This is a genomic window from Achromobacter sp. 1011791174 (assembly GCF_059760925.1).
The window spans coordinates 18588-39461 of the sequence record NZ_JCBANH010000014.1 but is presented as its reverse complement, the minus strand read 5'-3'; the positions used below and the strand labels follow the sequence as shown (position 1 = coordinate 39461).

The window sequence follows — 20874 nt, the reverse complement described above, 5'->3', positions numbered from 1 at the left end:
GGGGCGGGCTAGTGTGCTGTCCCGTAGGTACGTCCGCATGACGAAATTCATCCATAGACGTCAGGGCTAGGCGCAAACCGCAGCGATACCCGTAGGTATCGCGAGGATTTGCAACGACGCCATGGCGGCTAGGGGTGGATTTCGTGCGGGCGTATCTGCGGGACAGCACACTAGGCGCCGAGCCGGGCCCGTTCCGACGCCAGATAGGCGTCCCGCGATGGCAGCAGGTGGTCGCGGCAGAGCGCCATCAAGGCGTCGCGGTCGCCATCGCGCAGGGCGTGGATCATGGCCCAGTGCTCCTGGCGCGCGCGTTCGCGATAGCCGGGCGATGCCAGCGAGCCGAAGCGGATGGGATGGGTGCGGCGCGCGTATTCCTCGATGGCCTGGCCCAGCACCGTGTTGTCCAGCAGGCCGAAAAGCTCGCGATGAAAGCGCTGGTTGCTGCGGAACACGCGGCGCGCGTCGCCGTCGGCGACCGCCGCATCGTGTTCGCGCTGCACGGCCACCAGCGCCGCCAGCCGCGCCTGCGGCACGGGCAGCGGGATCTGGCTGGCGGCATGCACCTCCAGCACTTGCCGCAGCGCGTACAGCTCCATGACCTCGCGCGCCGAGAAGGCGCGCACCACCGCGCCGATATTGCGCTTTTTCTCCACCGCGCCCAGCGCTTCCAGCTCGGCCAGGATCTGGCGCACCGCGTGGCGCTTGAGGCCGAAGCGCTCCATCAGCTCGTCCTCGGTCAGGCGCTGGCGCGGGTGCAGGCGTCCGAAGACGATGTCCTCTTCCAGCTCGGCCAGGGCGTCCGCGAGCGCGTCGGCGGCGGGTTCTGCGTGGTCGTCGGGGGAGATGGCGTTCATGATCGGCGGTCGGGCTGGGGGTTCGGGCGGTGACGTTCGGGCTGTGATCTAGGCGCGTGCAGCGGGTTGGCGCGGGCCGGCCGCTACGGCTTGGGCACGGTATCCCGGGTGGCGCCGGCGCGCAGGAAGTCGAAATCCACACCCTGATCGGCCTGCGTCACGGTCTGCATGAAGAGTTTGCGGTAGCCGCGCTCGGCCGTGGGACGCGTGACGGGCGCGGCCGCCATGCGGCGCGCCAGCTCGGCGTCGTCCACCAGCAGCGCGATCTCGCGACGCGCCACCGACAGGCGGATGCGGTCGCCATTCTGCACATAGGCCAGCGGCCCGCCGATGGCGGCCTCGGGCGTGACGTGCAGCACGATGGTGCCGGCCGCCGTGCCGCTCATGCGGCCGTCGGAGATGCGCACCATGTCCTTGACGCCGGCCCGCGCCAGCTTCCTGGGGATTGGCATGTAGCCGGCCTCGGGCATGCCGGGGGCGCCGGTCGGACCGATGCGCTTGAGCACCAGGATGTCCTGGGCGGTCACGTCCAGCGCGTCGTCGTCGATGCGGCGGGCCATGTCCTCGGCGTCCTCGAACACCACCGCGCGGCCTTCGTGTTCCATCAGCGCCGGGTTGGCGGCCGACTGCTTGATGATGGCGCCGCCTGGCGCCAGGTTGCCGCGCAGCACCGCCAGGCCGCCCACCGGATAGATGGGCGCGGCCGGGCTGCGGATCACGTCCTGGGGGAAGGGCGCCGGCGCGTCGTCCAGTTCCTCGCCCAGCGTGCGGCCCGAGACCGTCAGCGCGTCCAGGTGCAGCAGCGGCCGCAGCTCGCGCAGCAGCGCGGGCATGCCGCCGGCGTGGTGGAAGTCTTCCATGTAGTGCTGGCCCGAGGGCTTCAGGTCCACCAGCACCGGCGTCTCGCGGCTCATGCGGTCCAGGCCGGCCAGGTCGATGTCGATGCCCAGTCGGCCGGCGATGGCGGTCAGGTGGACGATGCCATTGGTCGAGCCGCCGATGGCCAGCAGCACGCGCAGCGCGTTCTCGATGGACTTGCCGGTGATGATGCGGTCGGGCGTCAGGCGTGATCGGGCCAGCGCCACGGCGCTGGCGCCGGTGTGCTCGGCCACGCGCACGCGGTCGGCGGTGACGGCCGGGGCCGACGCGCCGCCGGCCACCATCATGCCCAGCGCCTCGGTCAGGCAGGCCATGGTGCTGGCCGTGCCCATCACCGAACAGGTGCCCACGCTGGCCACCAGCTGGTTGTTGACGTCGGCGATTTCCTCGGCGTCGATCTCCTCGGCGCGGTAGCGGCCCCAGTAGCGGCGGCAGTCGGTGCAGGCGCCGACGCGCTCGCCGCGATGCGATCCGGTCAGCATCGAGCCGGTCACCAGCTGGATCGCCGGCACGCCCGCCGAGGCCGCGCCCATGAGCTGGGCCGGCACCGTCTTGTCGCAGCCGCCGATCAGCACCACGGCGTCCATGGGCTGCGCGCGGATCATTTCCTCGGTGTCCATGGACATGAGGTTGCGCAGGTACATGCTGGTCGGCTGCGAGAAGCTCTCGTGCACCGAGATGGTGGGGAAGTCCATCGGCAGTCCGCCGGCCAGCATCACGCCGCGCTTGACTGCCTCGATCAGCTGCGGCGCGTTGCCGTGGCAGGGGTTGTAGCTGCTGCCCGTGTTGACGATGCCGATGATGGGGCGCGACAGCGCGTCGTCGGTGTAGCCGGCGCCCTTGATGAAGGCCTTGCGCAGGAACAGGGAAAAGCCCGTGTCGCCATAGTTGGTCAGGCCGCGCGCCACGCCCTGGGGGCCTTGCGCTGGGGTTGGTCCGGCGGCTTGCGCCTGCGCCGGCGTGGGCGTTCCCTTGGTCTTGTCCGTCATCGTCGTTCTCTGTCAGGCCGGGGTTTTGATCTCAATAATATTATTGATAATCCGAATCCGAGATCATAGCCACCCCGGAAACTGGCCCGCAAGCGCTTTGATACGGTCTTTTTATTGATTTGATTGGTAGATCAGTCGATAGAAAAATTCTGATTCTTCAATCAGGTCACGGCCCCTACACTGGCGCGGTTGACGAGCCGGGCGTCCGTTCCAATTCTTATACCCATCCCGGCAGGAGACCTACATGCCCGTTATCGCCAGCGGCGCGCGCCGCGCCGTGCTGCTTTCCCTGCTGGCCGTGTGCGCCGGCGCGTCCGTCCCGGCCCTGGCCGCCGACGCCTACCCGGACAAGCCGATACGGCTGATCGTGCCCTATCCCCCCGGCGGCGCCACCGACGTGATCGGCCGCGTGCTGGCCCAGGAGCTGACCGGCGCGCTGGGACAGACGGTGGTCGTGGAGAACCGCGCGGGCGCGGCCGGCAATATCGGCGCCGATCAGGTCGCCAAGGCGCCGGCCGACGGCTACACCCTGCTGATGGGCGCGCTGACCAGCCATTCGATCAATGCCGCCCTGTATCGCGGCCGCGTCACCTACGACGTCGAGAAGAGCTTCGCGCCGGTGTCCATCGTCGGCACCGTGCCGCTGGTGTTCGTGGTCAATCCTTCCGTGCAGGCCACCAGCCTGTCGCAGCTGATCGCCCTGGCAAAGTCCAAGCCGGGCTACATCACCATGGGCTCGGCCGGCAACGGCTCGCCCCAGCACCTGGCCGGCGAGATGTTCAAGCGCGCCGCCGGCGTGGACATCCTGCACGTGCCGTACAAGGGCAGCGGCCCGGCCATGACCGACCTGATGGGCGGCCAGGTGCTGAGCATGATCGAAACCGTGCCCGCCGCCCAGGGCAGCATCAAGGCCGGCAAGCTGCGCGCGCTGGCGGTGACCTCGGCCGAGCGCGTGCCGGCGCTGCCCGACACGCCCACCGCCGCCGAGGCCGGGCTCAAGGATTTCGAAGTCAGCTCCATGTTCGGCATCGTCGCGCCCGCCGGCACCCCGGCGCCGGTCGTCGAGCGTCTGAACGGCGAGCTGAAGAAGATCCTGGCCAAGCCGGACGTGAAGGCCTCGCTGCTGAACCAGGGCGCGATCGCCACCTGGACCACGCCGGCCGACGCCGGCGCCCGGGTGTCGGCCGAAGTGGCGCGCTGGACCAAGGTGATCGACGAGGCCGGCGTCAAGCCGGAATAAGCGGATCGCGGCGGGCGCTTCCGGGGCTTCCGGCGGCGTCCGCCAGCAAAGGCTTGCAACACGTTCGTGTTAGGCGCAAGCCCGGGCCGGCTCTCGCGCACCCCCCTCGAGGCTGGCCGGAAGCGTTGCTTTCTCATATAGTGGTTGACCCCGGCTTGGCTAGGCCGTAATGTATTTTGCGAGCCATTCCAAGACGGCGCGGGGGAAGACAATGGCCGATTTCCAGGACGACAATCAGGACGACAGGTCGCTCCTGTACCAATACTTCGGCACGCACAGCCCATATTGGCGGCTGGCGAGCGATAGCGATGCCTTCGAGCTGTCCGCGATCAAGGGCGCGGCCAATATCGCCACGGCGCTGAGCCCGGAGCAGGCCGCCGCCATCCGCGACCTGACCGGCATCACCTCCAGCCTGCGCATCGAGGTCAAGCTGTATGGCGAGCCCATCGGCCTGCACCTGGTCGGGCGCAAGATCAATCCCAAGGAATGGGCCGGCACCGCGTCGGCCTACTCGGACACCGAATCGGTGGCCAAGGACCTGGTCGAGGGCCTGTCCTTCGCCGAGACCGTGGTGTCGCAGGCCAACTCGGTCATCGTCATTGTCGACCAGCACGGCCGGGTGCAGCGCTTCAACAAGCTGAGCGAGGAATACACCGGCAAGCGCGAGCAGGACATCGTCGGGCGCAGCGTGTTCGACATGTTCATGACCCGCGAGGAGGCCTCGGCCTCCCGCCGCAACATCGCCGCCTTCTACCGCAACGGCCAGTCCTACGAGGTCGAGCGCCTGATCAACACGGTCAAGGGCCCGAGGCTGTTCCTGTTCCGCAACAAGTTCGTCACCAGCGGCAGCGGCGAAAAGCGCGTCTATCTGATCTGTTCGGGCACCGACATCACCGAGGAGCGGCAGGCCCAGGAACGCCTGCGCGTGCTGGCCAACACCGACGTGCTGACCAATCTGCCCAACCGCCATGCCATCACCGCGCAGCTGCAGGCGGCGCTGTCGGCGGGCGAGGGCGGGCGCGGCGGCGTGCTGTTCCTGGACCTGGACAACTTCAAGCGCATCAACGACCACTACGGCCATGGCTTCGGCGACCAGCTGCTCAAGGCGGTGGCGCTGGCCATTTCCGGCTGCCTGGCCGAAGGACAGACGCTGGCGCGGCTGGGCGGCGACGAGTTCATCGTGCTGCAGGAGGGCGCCGAAGTCCACGAGCTGGAGGCGACCTCGCAACGCATCATCGAGCGGCTGCGCGAGCCGTTCCGCCAGGGGCTGATCGAGGTCTACACCAGCTGCTCGATCGGCATCGCCATGTATCCCGAACATGGCGCCGACCTGGACAGCGTGGTGCGCAGCGCCGACATCGCCATGTACGTGGCCAAGGAATCGGGGCGCCACACCTATCGCGTGTTCCTGCCCGAGATGGACCGCCGCAACGCCGATTACGTGTGGCTGGACACCAATCTGCGCAAGGCCATGGCCGACGGCCACCTGATGCTGCACTACCAGCCCAAGCTGTCCGGCCGCACCGGCGAGCTGGACGGGGTCGAGGCCCTGCTGCGCTGGAAGTCGCCCGAGCGCGGCATGGTCGGCCCCGGCGCCTTCATTCCCTACGCCGAGGATTCGGGGTTGATCGCGCCGCTGGGCGTGTGGGTCATGCGCGAGGCCGCGCGCCAGGCGGCCGCCTGGAAGCGCGAGGGCCTGAACATCCGCGTTGCGGTCAACGTCTCGGCGCGCCAGCTCGAGGACAAGGGCCTGGTCAGCGAGTTCATGAGCGCGCTGTCCGACGCCGGCCTGGATCCCTGCATGCTGGACATCGAACTCACCGAGAGCTGCCTGATCGAGGACGAGCATTCGGCCATCGAGCTGATCAAGCAGTTCCGCAAGCTGGGAGCGCGGGTGCACCTGGACGACTTCGGCACCGGCTATTCCTCGCTGTCGCAGCTGGCGCGCATCCCGCTGGACGCGATCAAGCTGGACGCCAGCTTCGTGCGCGGGGTCAACGAGAACCCGGTCTCGCAGGCGCTGGCGCGCGCCATCGTGGCGGTGGCGCGCACGCTGGAGCTGAAGGTGATCGCCGAGGGCGTCGAGACGTCCGAGGAAACCGCCTTCCTCGACACCCTGGGCGTGGATGCAAAGCAGGGCTATCTGTACGCCAAGCCCATGCCGGCGGCCGAGTTCACCGAATGGCTGGCGCGGCGGCGTCGGCTGCACCTGATCGCCTGAGCGCGTGCGCCGGGTCGCCCCGGCGCCTGCACGCGCCCGCCGCCGCGCGGGCGCTCAATGCATGGTGGCTTCCATGCCGGCCTCCGGCCCGGCGGCGCTGCGCCGGTTCTGCGCAATGACCAGCCGCTCCATGTAGGCGCGGTCCTTCGGGTCGATGGAGAAGGCGGCCTCGACCCAATCCTCGGTGATGTCCATCAGTTCCGAGCGCGACAGCCGCAGCACGCGCTGGCGCGCGCGCAACATGGCGCGCGTGCCGTTGAGCTTGGGCCGCAGCACGTCGATGAAGGTGCGCGTGGCCTTGTAGGCGTCGCCCGGCTCGAACAGCACGTCGACCAGGCCGCGCGCCTGGAACCACTCGGCCGTGTGCGACTCGCCGGTGCCGATCAGTTCTTCGGCCAGCCGCATGCCCGAGCGCCGCGCCACCAGCGAATAGCCGCCCATGCCGGGGAAGAGGTTGAAGGCCATTTCGGGAAAGCCCATGCGGGCATTGTTCTGCGCCAGCACGAAATGGTGCGCCAGCGCGGCCTCGAAGCCGCCGCCCAGCGCGGTGCCCTCGATCATGGCCAGCGAGATCGCGCCGGTGTCGAAGCCGCGGCTGGCGGCGTGCACGCAATCGACGCAGGCGCGCGCGTAGGCGCGCAACGCCTCGCGCCGGCCGCCCCGGATCGCTTCGGAAAAGAAGTTCAGGTCGCCGCCCACGTTGTAGATCTGCGGGATCAGTGAGCCCGTTACCCAGAAGTCGATGGGCAGCCCGGAGTCCTTGGCGGCGCGGGCCAGCGTCATGATCTCGTCTATCAATTCATGGTTGAAGCAGGGCCGCGGCTGGGCCCGCAGCATCATCCATATGACGCGTCGTCCCTCCTCGTAGTAGGCGGAGATCTGTTTCAGGTTGCCAGCTTGGGCAAAAGGATGGCAGTCCGGATGCATGAGTTGATTCATTGCTGTCGTCCAATCGATGAAGGTGAGTCGGAGTACTGCGGGGCCAGCCTAATACAGAGCCTTTCCCGCCCGCCTCATGCTTCGCTCCTCCGTGTGGCCATGCTTGCGTGTAGGCCAAAGACCCGAGTGCATCGGCGCGTGCCGGCCTCGTTGCGTCCAGGCTCGGCCGATCGGACGAGGACGGCCTGGGCGCAAGGGATGAGGACCCTCGCGAGTTTGCGGGTATCGAAGGGCGCGGCGGGCATCGGCGGCGCACTCGTGCGGATGGGGGAGGGCCGCGCCGCGCCCGACGATCGACGGCCGGGAGGAGGATGGACGGCTGTTGTCCATCCGCAACGAGGCGCGCGCGGGTATTGGTTATGAGAAGGTTCTTATTTACGAATGAAAGTGATTCTCGATAATATTCCGTCTCGATAAGACCTACTCACCACCGCAGCTCGCACCATGCACGTCCTTCCCAAGCCGCGCGCCCTGACCCTGGGCGTGGCCCTGGCTCTGCACGCCATCCCCCTTGTTCCCGTCCACGCGCAGACCGCGCAATTGCAGCCCATCAGCGTCGAAGGCCAGAGCGTCGACGATCCGCGCGTGCCGGAGGTCACCACCGCCACCCGCACCCAGACGCCGGCCCGTTACGTGCCGCAGGCCATCGACAGCGTCAAGGTCGAGAACGTCCAGAGCTACGGCGTCAGCACGCTGGGCGAGGCGCTCTCGGGCATCCCCAACGTCTCCAGCGCGCAGGACACGCGCTTCGATTCGCTGCGCATCCGCGGCTTCGACGCCAGCAACGACTTCTACCTGGACGGCATCCGCGACGACAGCCAGTACGTGCGCGACCTGCACAATATCGAGCGCATCGAGGTGCTCAAGGGCCCGGCCGCCGTGCTGTACGGTCGCGGCAGCCAGGGCGGCATCGTCAATCGCGTCAGCAAGGCGCCGCAGCCGGGCCGCGAGTCCACGCTGGAGGCGCAGGGCGGCAGCTGGGACCCGCGCAGTTTCTACGGCGATCTGAGCGCGGACCCCAGCGACAAGGTCAGCGTGCGCCTGAACGTGGGCCAGGAAGACGCCGACAGCTTCAGCCACAAGATCGGCGGCAAGCGCCAGTTGCTGGCGCCGTCGCTGAACTGGCGCATCACGCCGGACCTGGACTGGCTGGTGCAGTATGAATACAGCCGCTACGATCGCACGCCGGATCGCGGCATCCCCAGCGTCAACGGCCGTCCGGCCGACGTGGGCCGCCGTACCGTCTATGGCGATCCGGACCGCGACTACATCGACGATCGCGCCCAGTCCTTCCGCTCGCGCCTGGCCTACACGGTGGCGCCGGGCTGGCAGTTGCGCCACACGCTGGGCGTGTTCGCGCTGGACAGCGAGTTCGACAACACCTACCTGACCGGCTACAACGCCGCCACCGGCAAGGTCAGCCGCACGCGCTGGCAGCAGGACCTGCGCACGCGCAACATCAGCAACAACGTCGAGGCCGAGGGTCTGTTCCATACCGGCGCCATCGAACACCGCGTGCTGTTCGGCATGGAATTCGCCAACCAGGACCGCTCGCCCAGGCTGTACACCGCCGCCACGCGCGGCCTCGGCGCGCAGCCCGTGCCGACGCTGGACCTGTACGACCCGGACCTGTCGCGCCAGCACCAGGGCGCGATGACGATCAACAGCGACGCGCGCCACAAGGTCCGCACCCAGGGCTACTACGCGCAGGACCAGATCAAGCTGAACGAGGCCTGGCAGGTGCTGCTGGGCCTGCGGCTGGACCGCTTCAACATCGATTCGACCAACCGCCTGCTCGACGCCTCGGCCTCGCGCAGCAGCAGCGGCGTCAGCCCGCGCGCCGGCGTGGTCTGGACGCCGCTGCGCGACCATTCCTTCTACGCTTCGTACAGCAAGACCTTCTCGCCCACCGGCGGCGGCCTCATCGGCATCACGCCCAACGCGCGCGGCAACACCAATGAGCTGGACCCGGAGCGCACCCGCCAGTACGAAGTGGGCATCAAGAGCGACTGGCTGGACGGCCGCCTGAGCACCACGCTGGCGTTCTACAACCTGGAGCTGTACAACCGCCGCACCACCGATCCCAACGACCCCGGCATCGTGCTGCTGACCGGCCTGCAACGCTCGCGCGGCGTGGAGCTGACCGCCGCAGGCCGCCTGCAGGGCAACTGGTATCTGCGCGGCGGGCTGGGCCTGCAGAACGCGTCGATCGTCGAGGACAACAACGGCCTGGCCGGCAACCGCGTCGGCAACGTGGCGCGCCGCAATGGCAGCGTGTTCCTCACGTACAAGCCGGCCGAGGGCCTGTACGGCGAAACCGGCGTCACCTTTGTCGGCCAGCGCTATGCCGACAACGCCAACACGGCGGTGCTGCCCGGCTATGCGCGCTGGGACGCGCTGGTCGGCTATCGCACGGGTCAGTGGGACTGGCGCCTGGCGGTGCGCAACCTGACCGACAAGACCTATTACGCGTCGGCCACCAGCGCCGGCCAGATCCGCATCGGCGAACCGCGCACCGTGGTGGCGACCGCGCAGTACCGGTTCTGAGCGGGGCGTTGTTACAAGCCGGGCAAGTCCCGGCTTGCAATCGGCAGGGGCAGGGGTAGGCTTCTGCTGTCGCGCGCGGGCCGTCCGCCGCGGCCAGCCCGGAGGCTTTCGCCATGCGAGACACGCGCGACCCGTCGAACACACTCGAATCCCTGCCCGCATGCCGGGCATCGCGCCCACGGCGCGGGTGGGTCCAGGCTGTCCTGCTGGCCTGTGCGGCGGGGGCGCTGCCCGCGCTGTCGGGCTGCGCCGGACAGGGCGCGAAGGCCGCGACCGAGATGCTGCCCAACGAAAGCGTGGTGCGCGTGCCGGTCCAGGTCGACCTGGAGAACGGCGGTCAGGCCAGGGGCGAGCTGGTCGTCACCGTGTTCACGCCCCAGGGCGAGGGCCGGCATCCGCTGATGGTGATCAGCCACGGCCGGGGCGGCGACGCCGCCGGCCGCGCCAAGCTGGGCCGCGCGCGCTATGCGACGGCGGCCCGCTATTTCACCGACGCTGGCTTCGTCGTGGCCGTGCCGGTGCGGCTGGGCTATGGCGCCACTGGAGGCCCCGATCTGGAAAACAGCGGCCCTTGCGGCGACCGGCGTTTCACGCCCATGTTCAACCGTGCCGCGAGCGAGATCGCGCAGGTGATCGAGGCGATGGCGCGGCGGCCGGACGTGGATCCGGCCAACGTGGTGGCGCTGGGCCAGTCGGTGGGCGGCGGCTCGACCGTGGCGCTGGCGGCGGCCGGGCCGGCCGGCGTGCGCGCCGCCATCAATTTCGCGGGCGGTTCGGGCGGGGATCCGGTCAAATCGCCTGGCAAGCCCTGTGGGCCCGAGCGCTTGCAGGAAACCTATGCCGGCTACGCTGCGACCACCCGCATGCCCATGCTCTGGATCTATACCGAGAACGACCTGTACTGGGGGCCGGAATGGCCGCAACGCTGGGCCGAGGCCTACAACGCCGCCGGCGGCCATGCGCAATTCGAACGCCTGGGGCCGGACGGCGACAACGGCCATTCGCTGTTCACGCATGCGCCCGAGAAATGGAAGCCGCTGGTGCGCGACTTCCTGCGCGCGCAGGGTTACGCCATGCCGGAGCCGGGCGCGGCATCCGGCCAGGCGCGCCGTCCCTGAACGTAAACGCGGACGGGAGCGCTTCCATCCGCCCGCCGCGCCGCGTCAGGCCACGCCGCCGTTGGCGCGCAGCACCTGGCCGTTGACCCAGCCGCCGTCCGGTCCGGCCAGGAACGCCACCACGCCGGCGATGTCGTCGGGCTGGCCCAGCCGCTCCAGCGGCGGCAGCTTGGCGTAGTGCTCGACCAGTTCCGCGCTCTTGCCCGTCATGAAGAGTTCGGTGGCCACCGGCCCGGGCGCCACGGCGTTGACCGTGACGCGGCGGCCACGCAGCTCCTTGGCGAAGACGCGGGTGAAGCCTTCCACCGCCGCCTTGCTGCCGATGTAGGCGGCATAGCCGGGCAGGTTCAGCGCGATCGTGGTGCTGGACAGGTTGATCACGCGACCATCGTCGGCCAACCGGGTCGCCGCGGCGCGCAGCATGTTGAAGGTGCCGCGCGTGTTGATGTTGAACATCTGCTCGTACTGTTCGTCGCTGGTCTGCGCCAGCGGCTGCACATGCAGCACGCCGGCGTTGTTGACCAGCACGTCCACCCGGCCCAGCGCGGCTTCGGCCGCTTCGAACAGGGCGTTGGCCTGGGCGGGGTCGGACACGTCGGCGCGCAACGCGGCGGCCTGGCCGCCGGCCTGGCGGATCTGCGCCGCCAGCGCTTCGGCGGCGGCGCTGCTGGACGCGTAGTTGATGGCCACGGCGTGGCCGTCGCGGGCCAGGCGCAGCGCGATCGCCGCGCCGATGCCGCGTGAGCCGCCGGTGACGAGGGCGACGCGCCGGGAAGTCTGCTGGGTCATGGAAATGCTCCGTGTCATGAGGGAATGCTTGCCATGATCCGCTATTCCACTGGAAAAATAATCAGCCTATATTTGCAGACATAATTTCATTTGCATAAATAAAAGGCCGAGCCCCATGGACCGTTTCCAGGAAATGCAGGTGTTCGCGCGCATCGCCGAGCGCCACAGCTTCTCCAAGGCGGCCGAGGATCTGCGGATTCCGCCCGCCACCGTCACCAACCTGATCAAGCGCCTGGAACAGCGCCTGGGCGCGCGGCTGCTGGAGCGCACCACGCGCCAGGTCCGCCTGACCCACGACGGCGAGATCTACTACCGGCGCTGCGTGCGCCTGCTGGCCGACCTGGAGGAAGCCGACGGCGCCTTCCTGGACAAGGCGCCCAAGGGCCTGCTGCGAGTGAACGCGCAAGGCACGCTGGCGCGGTATTTCGTGATGCCGGGGCTGCCCGGTTTCCTCGCGCGCTACCCCGACATCACGCTGCACCTGGGCGAGGACGACCGCTACGTGGACCTGGTGCGTGAAGGCGTGGACTGCGTGCTGCGCGCCGGCGAACTGCAGGACTCGTCGCTGGCGGGGCGGCGCATCGCGCTGATGCCGCAGGTGACGGTGGCCAGCCCGGCCTATCTGGCGCGGCACGGGGAGCCGGCCGGACTGGAGGACCTGGACGCGCATTGGGCGGTGAACTACCAGTCCAGCGCCACGGGCCGCGCCATGACCATGGATTTCCTGGTCGATGGCCGCAGCGTGCAGGCCGCGCCGCGCGCGGCGGTCAGCGTGAGCGGGGCCGAGCTGTACACGGGCGCGGCGCTGGCCGGGCTGGGATTGATCCAGGTGCCGCGCTACCGCGTGGCGCGGGAGCTGGCGGACGGCCAGCTCAAGGTCGTGTTGCCGCACCTGCCGCCCGCGCCCATGCCGGTGTCGGTGCTGTATCCGCAGAACCGGCAGGTGTCGGCGCGGGTGCGCGTGTTCACGCAATGGCTGGCGCAACTATTCGAGGCGGCCTTCGGCGCGGACATGCCGGTCAGGTAGCGTGCCCCGAGCGCGCGAATGGCGGCCGTGGCGGCGCTCAACGCGCCAGCCGCGCCAGCGCCTGGCCGGCGATGTTCAGGTCGATGGCCGCGTCATCGCCGTCGCCCATGAACCAGGCGGCCGACAGGCCGCACCAGGCCGCGATCCATTGCAGCAGACGGCGGGGTTCCAGGCCGGATGCGTGCGTGATCAGCGCGAAGCGGCGGTCGAAGCAGCCCGGCACGATGGCGACCGGCGGCCTGGGGTCGGCCAGATCCGGATTGCAGAAGATGTTGGCGTAGTCGAAGGCGCGCTCGCCATGCAGGCGCTTGGGGTCGATCACCAGCCAGCCGCGCTCGCCGAAGTCCAGGATGTTGTCGTGGTGCACGTCGCCATGCAGCACGGCCGGGTCGCGCGGATCGTCGAGCAGGGCGCGCGCGTGGCGGGCGCAGTCGGCCAGGATGCCGCCTTGCGCCTGCGCCATGGGCCACAGGTCGACGAACCAGGATTCCAGCGTGCGCAGCGGCGGCGGGGCCTTGGCGCGCGGCGCGTGCAGGCGGGCCAGCACATCGCAGATGATGCGCGTGGCCTCGTCGTCGCGGCCGTTGCGGGCGTACTCGGCCAGCGAGCGTGTGCCGGTGGCGCGTTCCAGCAGGATGGCGTCGTCGTCATGCGCCAGCACGCGCGCCGCGCCCTGGCCGTCCCACCAGCGCATCAGCACGCCGCCTTCTCTTTCGTCCTGTTCGTGCGAGATCTTCAGCATGGCCGGCTGGCCCTCGTGCAGCACGGGCAGCAGGCGGGCTGCCGGCGTGGTGATCGGGGCGCCGGCGGGCGCGAGGTTCCAGCGTTGCAGGTAAGCGTCGAACATGGGGCGGGCGGGATGAGCGGCGTGGTCGTCCATCATAGGGGAATGCGCGGCGGGGATGACGGGAGGCGCGGCGCGGTTCAGCCCGCCAGCGCCGCCGCCTTGCGCGCCACGTCCGCCACGCCGAAGCTCAGAGCCAGCGCCTGCGCGTCCAGCTCGGCCAGCGGCACCCAGCGTGCCTGGCTGGCGTCGTCGCCGGCCACCGGCTCGCCCGAGATCCAGCGGCACAGCACGGCCACCAGGATGTAGTGGCGGCGCAGCAGGCCGTCGGCGTCGTGGTCGAACACGTCGACCGCGTCGAACACCGTCAGCGGCTCGGCGGTGACGCCGGTTTCCTCGAACAGCTCGCGCGCGGCCGCGTCCTCGATGCGTTCGCCCATCTCGATCTTGCCGCCGGGAAAAGCCCAGCGCCCCTGGTCCGGCGGATTGGCGCGGCGCACCAGCAGCACCTGGCCGTCGCGGATGACGGCGGCGATGGTGGCGGGGATGGGGCGCTGGGTGTGCATGGTCAGTCCTTGGCTGCCCCGGCCTGCTTGACCAGCGGGCACGAGGATTTCGACAGGGGCATGAAAGCCTGGTCGCCCGGCAGCGTGGCCAGCAGCTTGTAGTAGTCCCAAGGCTGCTTCGACTCGGACGGCTTCTTGACCTCGAACAGGTACATGTCATGCACCATGCGGCCATCCTCGCGGATGCGGCCGTTGGTGGCGAAGAAGTCGTTGATGGGCATGGCCTTCATCTGTTTCATGACCGCGGCGGCGTCGTCGGTGCCGGCGGCCTGCACCGCCTTCAGGTAGTGCATGACCGAGGAATACGTGCCCGCCTGGCTCATGTTGGGCATTTTGCCAAGTTTGTCGTAGTAGCGCTTGGACCAGGCGCGGGTCTGCTCGTTCAGGTCCCAGTAGAAGGCCTCGGTCAGCGTCAGGCCGGCGGCGGCTTCCAGGCCGATGGCGTGGATGTCGTTGATGTACAGCAGCAGGCCGGCCATCTTCTGGCCGCCGCGGGTCAGCCCGAATTCGCTGGCCGCCTTGATCGCGTTGACCGTGTCGCCGCCCGCGTTGGCCAGCCCGATGACCTGCGCGCGGCTGGCCTGGGCCTGAAGCAGATAAGAGGCGAAGTCCGACGAGCCCAGCGGATGGCGCGCCGCGCCCAGCACGGTGCCGCCATTGGCCTTGACCACTTCGGTGGCCGAGGCTTGCAGCGTATAGCCGAAGCCGTAGTCCGCCGTCAGGAAATACCAGCTCTTGCCGCCTTGCTCCACCGTGGCGCGCGCGGTGGTGTTGGCCAGCGACCAGGTGTCGTAGGTGTAGTGCACCGAATAGGGCGAGCACAGGTCGTTGGTGATGCGCTCGGTGCCGGGACCGCTGTAGACCACGATGCGTTTTTTCTCGCGCGCCACCTCCAGCACCGCCAGCGCTGGCGCGGAGCCGGCCACGTCCATGATGGCATCCACCTTCTGCGTGTCGTACCACTCGCGCGCGCGGGCGGCGGCGATGTCGGCCTTGTTCTGGTGGTCGGCCACCAGCAGGTCGATCTTCTTGCCCAGCACCTGGCCGCCGAAATCGGCGATGGCCATCTCGGCGGCGGTGGCGCTGCCCTTGCCGGTGACGTCGGCGTAGACGCCGCTCATGTCCAGGATCAGGCCGAGCCGGACGATATCGTCGGAGATGGCGGGGGCCTGGGCCAGCGCGGGCAGGGCGGGGATGGCGGCCAGCGCCAGGGCGGCGCACAGGTGGGTGAGCGGCCGGCGCGAGATCGCGGCCGGACGGAATTGCGGTTGGGACTTCATGGAAGGGGTCTCCTCTTGGGTGCCGGGTGTCGTCGGTCTTCGTATGGCGCCTGGGGCTGATTGCTGCGGCGCTCTGTTATTCATTCGTTCGTGTGTCTCAGCGGCCGGCCAGCAGGTCGAACTCCATCCTTACCTTGCGGAACGGAAACTCCAGCCGCGCGTAATACACCACGTTGTCGTCGATGCAGGCGTAGCGGCGCAGTTCGGCCACCGGCGAGGACACGGGAATCTGCAGCGCCTCGGCCGACTCCTGCCCTGCCTCGATCACGTTGAGCACCTGGCGCGCCTGCGTCAGGCGCGCGCCGTAGTAGCGGTCCAGCACCGGCGCCACGGTGCTCTTGTTGATCTGCGCGCGGTGCTTGCGGAACAGCGCGCTTTCCAGGAACACTTCGCTGTAGCAGAAGGGGCCGGCCTCGGTGGTGTGCACGCGGCGTAGGTACTGGAAGCTGCCGTCGCGGCCGGCGTCGCAGGGCATGCCCAGCGGGTCGGGCAAGGGCAGGCCGGCCTCGGCCTCCACCAGCGACACGGTGCCCAGCTGGTTGCTCAGCTCTACCGTCTCGGCCCAGGTCTTGGGGATCAGCAGCGTGGGCGTTTCGGGCAGTTCGGCGTTGACGAAGGTGCCCGAGCCGCGCGAGCGGCGGATCAGCCCGTCCTGCTCCAGCTGGCCCAGCGCCTGGCGGATGGTGGCGCGCGAGATGCCGTAGGTTTCCACCAGCGCTTCGAGCGGCGGGATCTGCTGGCCGGGCCGCCAGCTGCGGTTCTGGATATGGCTGCGGAACAGGGCGGCCGCCTGCAGGTAGAGCGGCTGCGGGCTGTGCGAGAAGAGCTTGGGCGCGGGCATGGGCGTCGGTCGTGGGCGGGTTCGGATCAGGGGGCGGCGGCGAGCAGGGCCTCGGCCATCTCGCGCAGCCTGTGCTTCTGAATCTTCACCGAGTTGGCGCTTTCAATGGACGGGAAGGCATCCAGCGCGGTGAAGCCGGCGGGCACCTTGAAGCCCGCCATCACGGCCTTGCAGGCGGCGGTCCAGCCCGCGGCGTCGGCCCGCGCGCCCGGTTGCAGCAGCACGAAGGCGTAGGGCACGGTCTTGTCCGCGCGCGTCGCGCCCACCACCTGGCAGGCGCGCACGCCGGGCAGCGACTCGACCACCTGCTCGATCTCGGCCGGATTGACCAGGAAGCCCGCCAGCCGCAGCGAGTCGCCCATGCGCGCCTGGAACACGAACTGCTGCTCGCTCAAGGCATAGCCCAGGTCGCCGGTCTTGAAGTAGCCGTCGTCCGTGAACGCGCGGGCGGTGGCTTCGGGATTGTCCAGGTAGCCCAGCATCAGACTGGGCGAACGGATTTCCAATTCGCCCGACTGTCCCGGCGGCAGCACGGCGCCGCTTTCCGGATCGCGCGCGCGTACCCGCGCCTCGGGATGGACCAGCGCGCCGCCCGGCAGCAGGCGCGCCGACACATCGCCCCGGGCCGGCGTCGTCGGCTGGCCGGCGGCCAGCGCCTGGAGTTCGCTCGATCCGTACAAGCCCGTCAGCGGCACGTCCTGCTGCCGCGCCAGGTCCAGCATGCCGTCCAGCGCCGGGGTGAAGCTGGCGAAGCCGAACAGCCGCGCCGATGCCAGGTCGCCGGGCGCGGCCGCGCGCATGATGCCCGTCAGGGCCTCGTTGTTGGCGTAGGTATGAGTGATGGCGTGTTCGCGAATCTCGCGCGCCGAGGCCGCCGCGTCGAACACCGGGGAGCAGACCACCGGCGCGCCTTGCGCCAGCCCGCTGACCAGCGTGGAGAAGCCGAATGCGCCGCAGAACGGCGCGCTGGCCAGCACGCGGGTGGCCGGGCCGTAGCCGAAGGCGCGCGCCACCGCCGCGCCGTGCGCCAGCAGGGTGCGCTGGTCGTGCAGCACGAACTTGGGCCGGGAAGTGGTGCCGGACGTGGTGAAGCACAGCACGCCGGCATTGGCCTGGGCGGGCGGCGGCGCGTCGGCGCAGGCGCGCAGGTCGGCGTAGCGGTGTCGGGGCAGGGCATGTCCGCCGCCGGTGGCGGTGGACGCCTCTGGCGCCGTCAACCCGGCCGCCGCAGCGTCAGGCGCGTCGATGGCGATCACGCCGCGCAGCCGCGCCAGGGCCTCGGCCGGCACGTCGTCCAGGACGCCCTGGAAGTCGATGCCCTTGAAGCCCGGCCAGAAGATCAGCCAGTCGGCCTTGCCGCGCCCCAGGATGTCGGCCACTTCCAGCGCGCGGAAACGAGTGTTGACCGCCAGCGCCAGCGCGCCTAGCCGCGCGCAGGCCAGGAAGGATTCGACCCAGGCGGCGCAGTTGGGCAGCCAGATGGCCACGCGCTGGCCGGGCTGCAATCCCAGGCGGCTCAGGCCGGCGGCCAGCGCGACGGCGCGCGCGCGCAGCTCGGCGGCGCTGACGGCGCCGTCCGGGTCGATCAGCAGGGCGCGCGCGGGATCGGCGGCGGCCAGCGCATCCAGGTGAGCGGCGAAGGTGTCGGCAATAGCGTTGGAGACGGGCACGGTGTTCATTGAAATGATTCGATGGGCGCTGGCGCGATGGCGGATGGGGCGGAAGTCCGCCGGCGATGGTTCGAAGGATGGTGGTATCAGACTGTGGCGATCGGCGTCACCGGCGAGCCGACCGCGCCCGGCAGCCGCAGCGGCGGAGCGGTGAGCAGGAAGCGGTTGCGGCCCTGCGCGTGCAGCCAGTCGGCCAGATCCTTCAGGTACCAGAGTTCGGCCAGCGGCACGCCCAGCTTGAACAGGCAGTGATGATGCAGCGGCAGGATCGAATGGCCGGGGCCGGACGTGCGCGCGGGGTAGGCCTCGACCGCGTAGTTGTCGGCGCAGATCGCGGCCACGCCGCTGTCGGTGATCCAGTCCAGCAATGCGGCGTCGGCGCCGTCCAGCACCGCGCCCGTCTGTTCCAGGCGATGCGCGTCGGGCTTGCCGTCCATCTGCACCAGCGCCTCGGCGAAGCCGGTGCGCAGCACCAGCATGTCGCCGGGTTCCACCGCGACCCGCTGTTCGTGCATCGCGGCCTGCAACTGCGCCAGGCCGACCGGCGTGCGGCCGGTGCCGAAGGCGCGCGCCAGGTCCAGCAGCACGCCACGGCCCTGCATGCCTTTTTCCGCGTAGCGGCTGACGCTGAGCCGGCGCGCATACGAGGCGCCGGGCGGGCAGCAGGCATCGGCGCCAGGATCGCCGCCGCCCAGCACGTCCACGCCGGCGGCATAGCCGTTGTAGTACACGCGCCGGGCCTGGCCGTCGCCCTGCACGTCGAACAGCGCGCCCACGTGGCTCAGGCCGTCCCATTGCGTGGAGTATTGCAGCGACAGCGTGGCCTGGTCGTCCGACAGCACGTCGACCGCGCCTTCCTGCAGGCGCGACATCTGGAAGTTCAGGTAAGGCTGGCCGTCGCGGCGCGTGGGCGCCAGCGCCGGCGGATGGCGGCGCGGATTGAGCACGTTGCCGCCCGGCAGGTCCAGCGGCAGCGACAGACAGAAGACCTTGCCGGCGCGCACTTCGCGCACGGCCTGCAGCACTTTTTCTTCGGTCAGCAGGTTCAGGCGGCCGATCTCGTCGTCCGGTCCGAAATCGCCCCAGGTCGATCCCTCGGGCCGGCGGGTCCAGCGTTTCATGGGCTTGTCTCCGGTCGGTTTTTCGTGTTTATATGAATATAGTACGTATTTATGTACTTTTGATCCATCGGCATTCTTCCGATTGCCGTCATCTGACGCCGGGCCGCCCCGGCGCGGGACGGCCTGCGGCTGGCGGCGGGCGCGTCACGCGGCATGGCCGGCCTGGTTCAAAGTGGGTTCGCAGTGGTTTTGTATGTGCGTATCGGGCGCGCAGGCAGGCTGCGCGCATGAGACACCCGCGGCAAAGCGGGGGCAGGGCCACTGGCCCTCAAGGAGACAGACTCATGACGCAACAACAGCATGCGCGCGCCCTGCGGGCCGCATTCGCCTTCACCATCGCGGCGCTGGCCGTGGCGACGGGGCCGGCCGCCGCAGCCGGCTATCCCGAACATCCCGTGACCGTGGTCGTGCCCTATCCGCCGGGCGGCGGGGCCGATCTGTTCGGCCGCGCCATCGCCCGCGCGCTGGAGCCCGGCCTGAAGCAGACCGTGCTGGTCGAGAACCGGCCGGGGGCGGGCGGCAATATCGGCATGGCCTACGTGGCGCGGGCCAAGGCCGACGGCTACACGCTGGGCCTGGGCACCATCGGCACGCAAAGCATCAATCCCTTCCTGTACGCCAACATGACCTTCGATCCGGCGCGCGACTTCGTGCCGATCGCGCTGGTGTCGACCACGCCCAACGTTATCGCCGTCAGCGCCAAGTCGCCGTACCGCACGGTGGCCGACATCATCCAGGCCGCGCGCCAGAATCCGGAGCGCAAGCTGACCTACGCCTCGCCGGGCGTCGGTTCGTCGGTGCACCTGACCGGCGCCTATTTCGAGGCCATGGCCGGCATCTCGATGCTGCATGTGCCGTTCAAGGGCACCTCCGCTTCCCTGCCGGCGGTGGCCGGCGGCCAGGTGGATCTGCTGTTCGACAACCTGCCGGGCGCGCTGGCTCAGATCCAGGACGGCGGACTGGTGCGCGGCGTGGCCGTGACGTCGGCGGCGCGCGATCCGTCCGCGCCGGCGCTGCCGACCGTCGCGGAATCGGGGCTGCCGGGCTTCGACGTGACCGCCTGGTTTGCCCTGTACGCACCGCGCGGCACGCCCGAGCCCGTCGTCAGGCAATTGATCGAGGCGGCCCGCGAGGGGCTGCGCTCGCCTGATCTAGCCGCGCGCTTCGCCGCGCAGGGCGCCAAGCCCGGCGCGCTGTTCGGCCCGGAACTGGCCGCGTTCGAGCAGGACGAGCGGCGCAAATGGGGCGGGCTGGTCAAGGACAAGGGCATCACCGCGCAATGAAAAACGGCACCGTTTTGGTCACTGGCGGCAGCCGGGGCATCGGCCGCGCCATCGTCGCGCGGCTGATCGAGGACGGCTACGAGGCCGTCAATTTCAGCCGGGGCGCGCCCGAGTCCCTGTTGCCGGGCGAGACCTTCCGCTCGGTGGATCTGGCCGACGCGCGGGCGGCGGGCGAGGCCGCGCGCGAACTGGCCGCGTCGCGCCCCGTGCTGCATCTGGTCAACAACGCCGGCATGATCGAGGTCGCCGGCATCGAGGCCGTCACGCAGGACGCGCTGGCGCGCACCATGGCCGTCAACCTCGTGGCGCCCGTCGTGCTGCTGCAGGCGCTGCTGCCGGGCATGCGCGCGGCCCGCCACGGACGCGTGGTCAACATCGGCAGCCGCGCCGCGCTGGGCAAGCCTGGGCGCACGGCCTATGGCGCGTCCAAGGGCGCGCTGGCGGCCATGACGCGGACCTGGGCGCTGGAACTGGCGGCCGACGGCATTACGGTGAACACCGTGGCGCCGGGGCCGGTGGCGACGGAACTGTTCAACGCGTCGAATCCCCCCGGCGATCCGCGCACGCGCGCGCTGGAGGCCGCGATCCCGGTGGGGCGCAGCGGTCTGCCGGAAGAAGTGGCGCACGTGGTGGCCATGTTCATGGACCGGCGCGCCGCCTTCGTGACCGGGCAGCTGATCCATGTGTGCGGCGGGGTGTCGGTGGGGGTGGCGGGGTAAGGCGGCG

17 protein-coding genes are annotated in these 20874 nt (G+C 69.7%); 7 read left to right on the top strand and 10 right to left on the bottom strand.

The window, feature by feature from the left end:
* Positions 1 to 170 precede the first annotated feature (170 nt).
* On the bottom strand, positions 171 to 854 hold the full coding sequence (locus tag AC6LJ5_RS07535) for a GntR family transcriptional regulator (protein ID WP_103274965.1): 684 nt from the start codon (positions 852 to 854) through the stop codon (positions 171 to 173).
* An 83-nt stretch (positions 855 to 937) separates the two neighbouring features.
* On the bottom strand, positions 938 to 2722 hold the full coding sequence (locus tag AC6LJ5_RS07530) for an IlvD/Edd family dehydratase (RefSeq protein ID WP_199770877.1): 1785 nt from the start codon (positions 2720 to 2722) through the stop codon (positions 938 to 940).
* 244 nt (positions 2723 to 2966) lie between these two features.
* On the opposite strand from AC6LJ5_RS07530, the gene AC6LJ5_RS07525 reads away from it, so the two are divergent.
* Both AC6LJ5_RS07525 and pdeR read left to right on the top strand, forming a co-directional pair.
* Positions 2967 to 3962: a Bug family tripartite tricarboxylate transporter substrate binding protein gene (locus AC6LJ5_RS07525; protein ID WP_103274964.1), complete on the top strand. Its 996-nt coding sequence runs from the start codon at positions 2967 to 2969 to the stop codon at positions 3960 to 3962.
* Positions 3963 to 4173: 211 nt separating this feature from the next.
* Positions 4174 to 6183, top strand: a complete 2010-nt coding sequence (gene pdeR / locus AC6LJ5_RS07520) for a cyclic di-GMP phosphodiesterase (protein ID WP_498140171.1) — start codon at positions 4174 to 4176, stop codon at positions 6181 to 6183.
* A gap of 54 nt (positions 6184 to 6237) precedes the next feature.
* Here pdeR and AC6LJ5_RS07515 read toward each other — a convergent pair whose 3' ends face one another.
* Positions 6238 to 7122 carry a crotonase/enoyl-CoA hydratase family protein gene (locus AC6LJ5_RS07515; protein ID WP_103274962.1) on the bottom strand — a complete coding sequence of 295 codons (885 nt, stop codon included), beginning with the start codon at positions 7120 to 7122 and terminating at the stop codon, positions 6238 to 6240.
* Between the two features lie 444 nt (positions 7123 to 7566).
* Between AC6LJ5_RS07515 and AC6LJ5_RS07510 the strand changes: the two genes are divergently transcribed.
* Complete coding sequence (locus tag AC6LJ5_RS07510; RefSeq protein WP_498140170.1) at positions 7567 to 9669, top strand: TonB-dependent receptor; 2103 nt, start codon at positions 7567 to 7569, stop codon at positions 9667 to 9669.
* Between the two features lie 113 nt (positions 9670 to 9782).
* Complete coding sequence (locus tag AC6LJ5_RS07505; RefSeq protein ID WP_498140169.1) at positions 9783 to 10787, top strand: dienelactone hydrolase family protein; 1005 nt, start codon at positions 9783 to 9785, stop codon at positions 10785 to 10787.
* Positions 10788 to 10832: 45 nt separating this feature from the next.
* On the opposite strand, the gene AC6LJ5_RS07500 is transcribed toward AC6LJ5_RS07505, so the two are convergent.
* Positions 10833 to 11576 carry an SDR family oxidoreductase gene (locus AC6LJ5_RS07500; RefSeq protein WP_392409486.1) on the bottom strand — a complete coding sequence of 248 codons (744 nt, stop codon included), beginning with the start codon at positions 11574 to 11576 and terminating at the stop codon, positions 10833 to 10835.
* A gap of 115 nt (positions 11577 to 11691) precedes the next feature.
* On the opposite strand from AC6LJ5_RS07500, the gene AC6LJ5_RS07495 reads away from it, so the two are divergent.
* Positions 11692 to 12603: a LysR family transcriptional regulator gene (locus tag AC6LJ5_RS07495; protein WP_498140168.1), complete on the top strand. Its 912-nt coding sequence runs from the start codon at positions 11692 to 11694 to the stop codon at positions 12601 to 12603.
* 37 nt (positions 12604 to 12640) lie between these two features.
* Here the strand turns inward: AC6LJ5_RS07495 and AC6LJ5_RS07490 are convergent, their stop codons facing one another.
* The 6 genes from AC6LJ5_RS07490 to AC6LJ5_RS07465 form a co-directional block, all read right to left on the bottom strand.
* Entirely contained in the window at positions 12641 to 13450 is an 810-nt protein-coding gene (locus tag AC6LJ5_RS07490) for an aminoglycoside phosphotransferase family protein (RefSeq protein WP_498140193.1), read from the bottom strand.
* Positions 13451 to 13527: 77 nt separating this feature from the next.
* Positions 13528 to 13953 (bottom strand): NUDIX hydrolase, encoded by a 426-nt coding sequence (locus tag AC6LJ5_RS07485; RefSeq protein WP_103274956.1) that lies wholly within the window; start codon positions 13951 to 13953, stop codon positions 13528 to 13530.
* A gap of 2 nt (positions 13954 to 13955) precedes the next feature.
* Positions 13956 to 15233: an ABC transporter substrate-binding protein gene (locus tag AC6LJ5_RS07480; protein ID WP_498140167.1), complete on the bottom strand. Its 1278-nt coding sequence runs from the start codon at positions 15231 to 15233 to the stop codon at positions 13956 to 13958.
* A gap of 97 nt (positions 15234 to 15330) precedes the next feature.
* Complete coding sequence (locus AC6LJ5_RS07475) at positions 15331 to 16074, bottom strand: GntR family transcriptional regulator (protein WP_498140166.1); 744 nt, start codon at positions 16072 to 16074, stop codon at positions 15331 to 15333.
* Positions 16075 to 16100: 26 nt separating this feature from the next.
* Complete coding sequence (locus tag AC6LJ5_RS07470; protein WP_498140165.1) at positions 16101 to 17753, bottom strand: AMP-binding protein; 1653 nt, start codon at positions 17751 to 17753, stop codon at positions 16101 to 16103.
* A 77-nt stretch (positions 17754 to 17830) separates the two neighbouring features.
* On the bottom strand, positions 17831 to 18865 hold the full coding sequence (locus AC6LJ5_RS07465; protein ID WP_392409490.1) for a cyclase family protein: 1035 nt from the start codon (positions 18863 to 18865) through the stop codon (positions 17831 to 17833).
* A 284-nt stretch (positions 18866 to 19149) separates the two neighbouring features.
* Here AC6LJ5_RS07465 and AC6LJ5_RS07460 point away from each other — a divergent pair, with 284 nt between their 5' ends.
* Both AC6LJ5_RS07460 and AC6LJ5_RS07455 read left to right on the top strand, forming a co-directional pair.
* Positions 19150 to 20148 carry a Bug family tripartite tricarboxylate transporter substrate binding protein gene (locus AC6LJ5_RS07460; protein WP_498140164.1) on the top strand — a complete coding sequence of 333 codons (999 nt, stop codon included), beginning with the start codon at positions 19150 to 19152 and terminating at the stop codon, positions 20146 to 20148.
* A complete protein-coding gene (locus tag AC6LJ5_RS07455) occupies positions 20145 to 20867 on the top strand; it encodes an SDR family oxidoreductase (RefSeq protein ID WP_103274947.1) in 723 nt (240 codons plus the stop codon). The genes AC6LJ5_RS07460 and AC6LJ5_RS07455 overlap by 4 nt, the downstream gene beginning before the upstream one ends.
* Positions 20868 to 20874 lie beyond the last annotated feature (7 nt).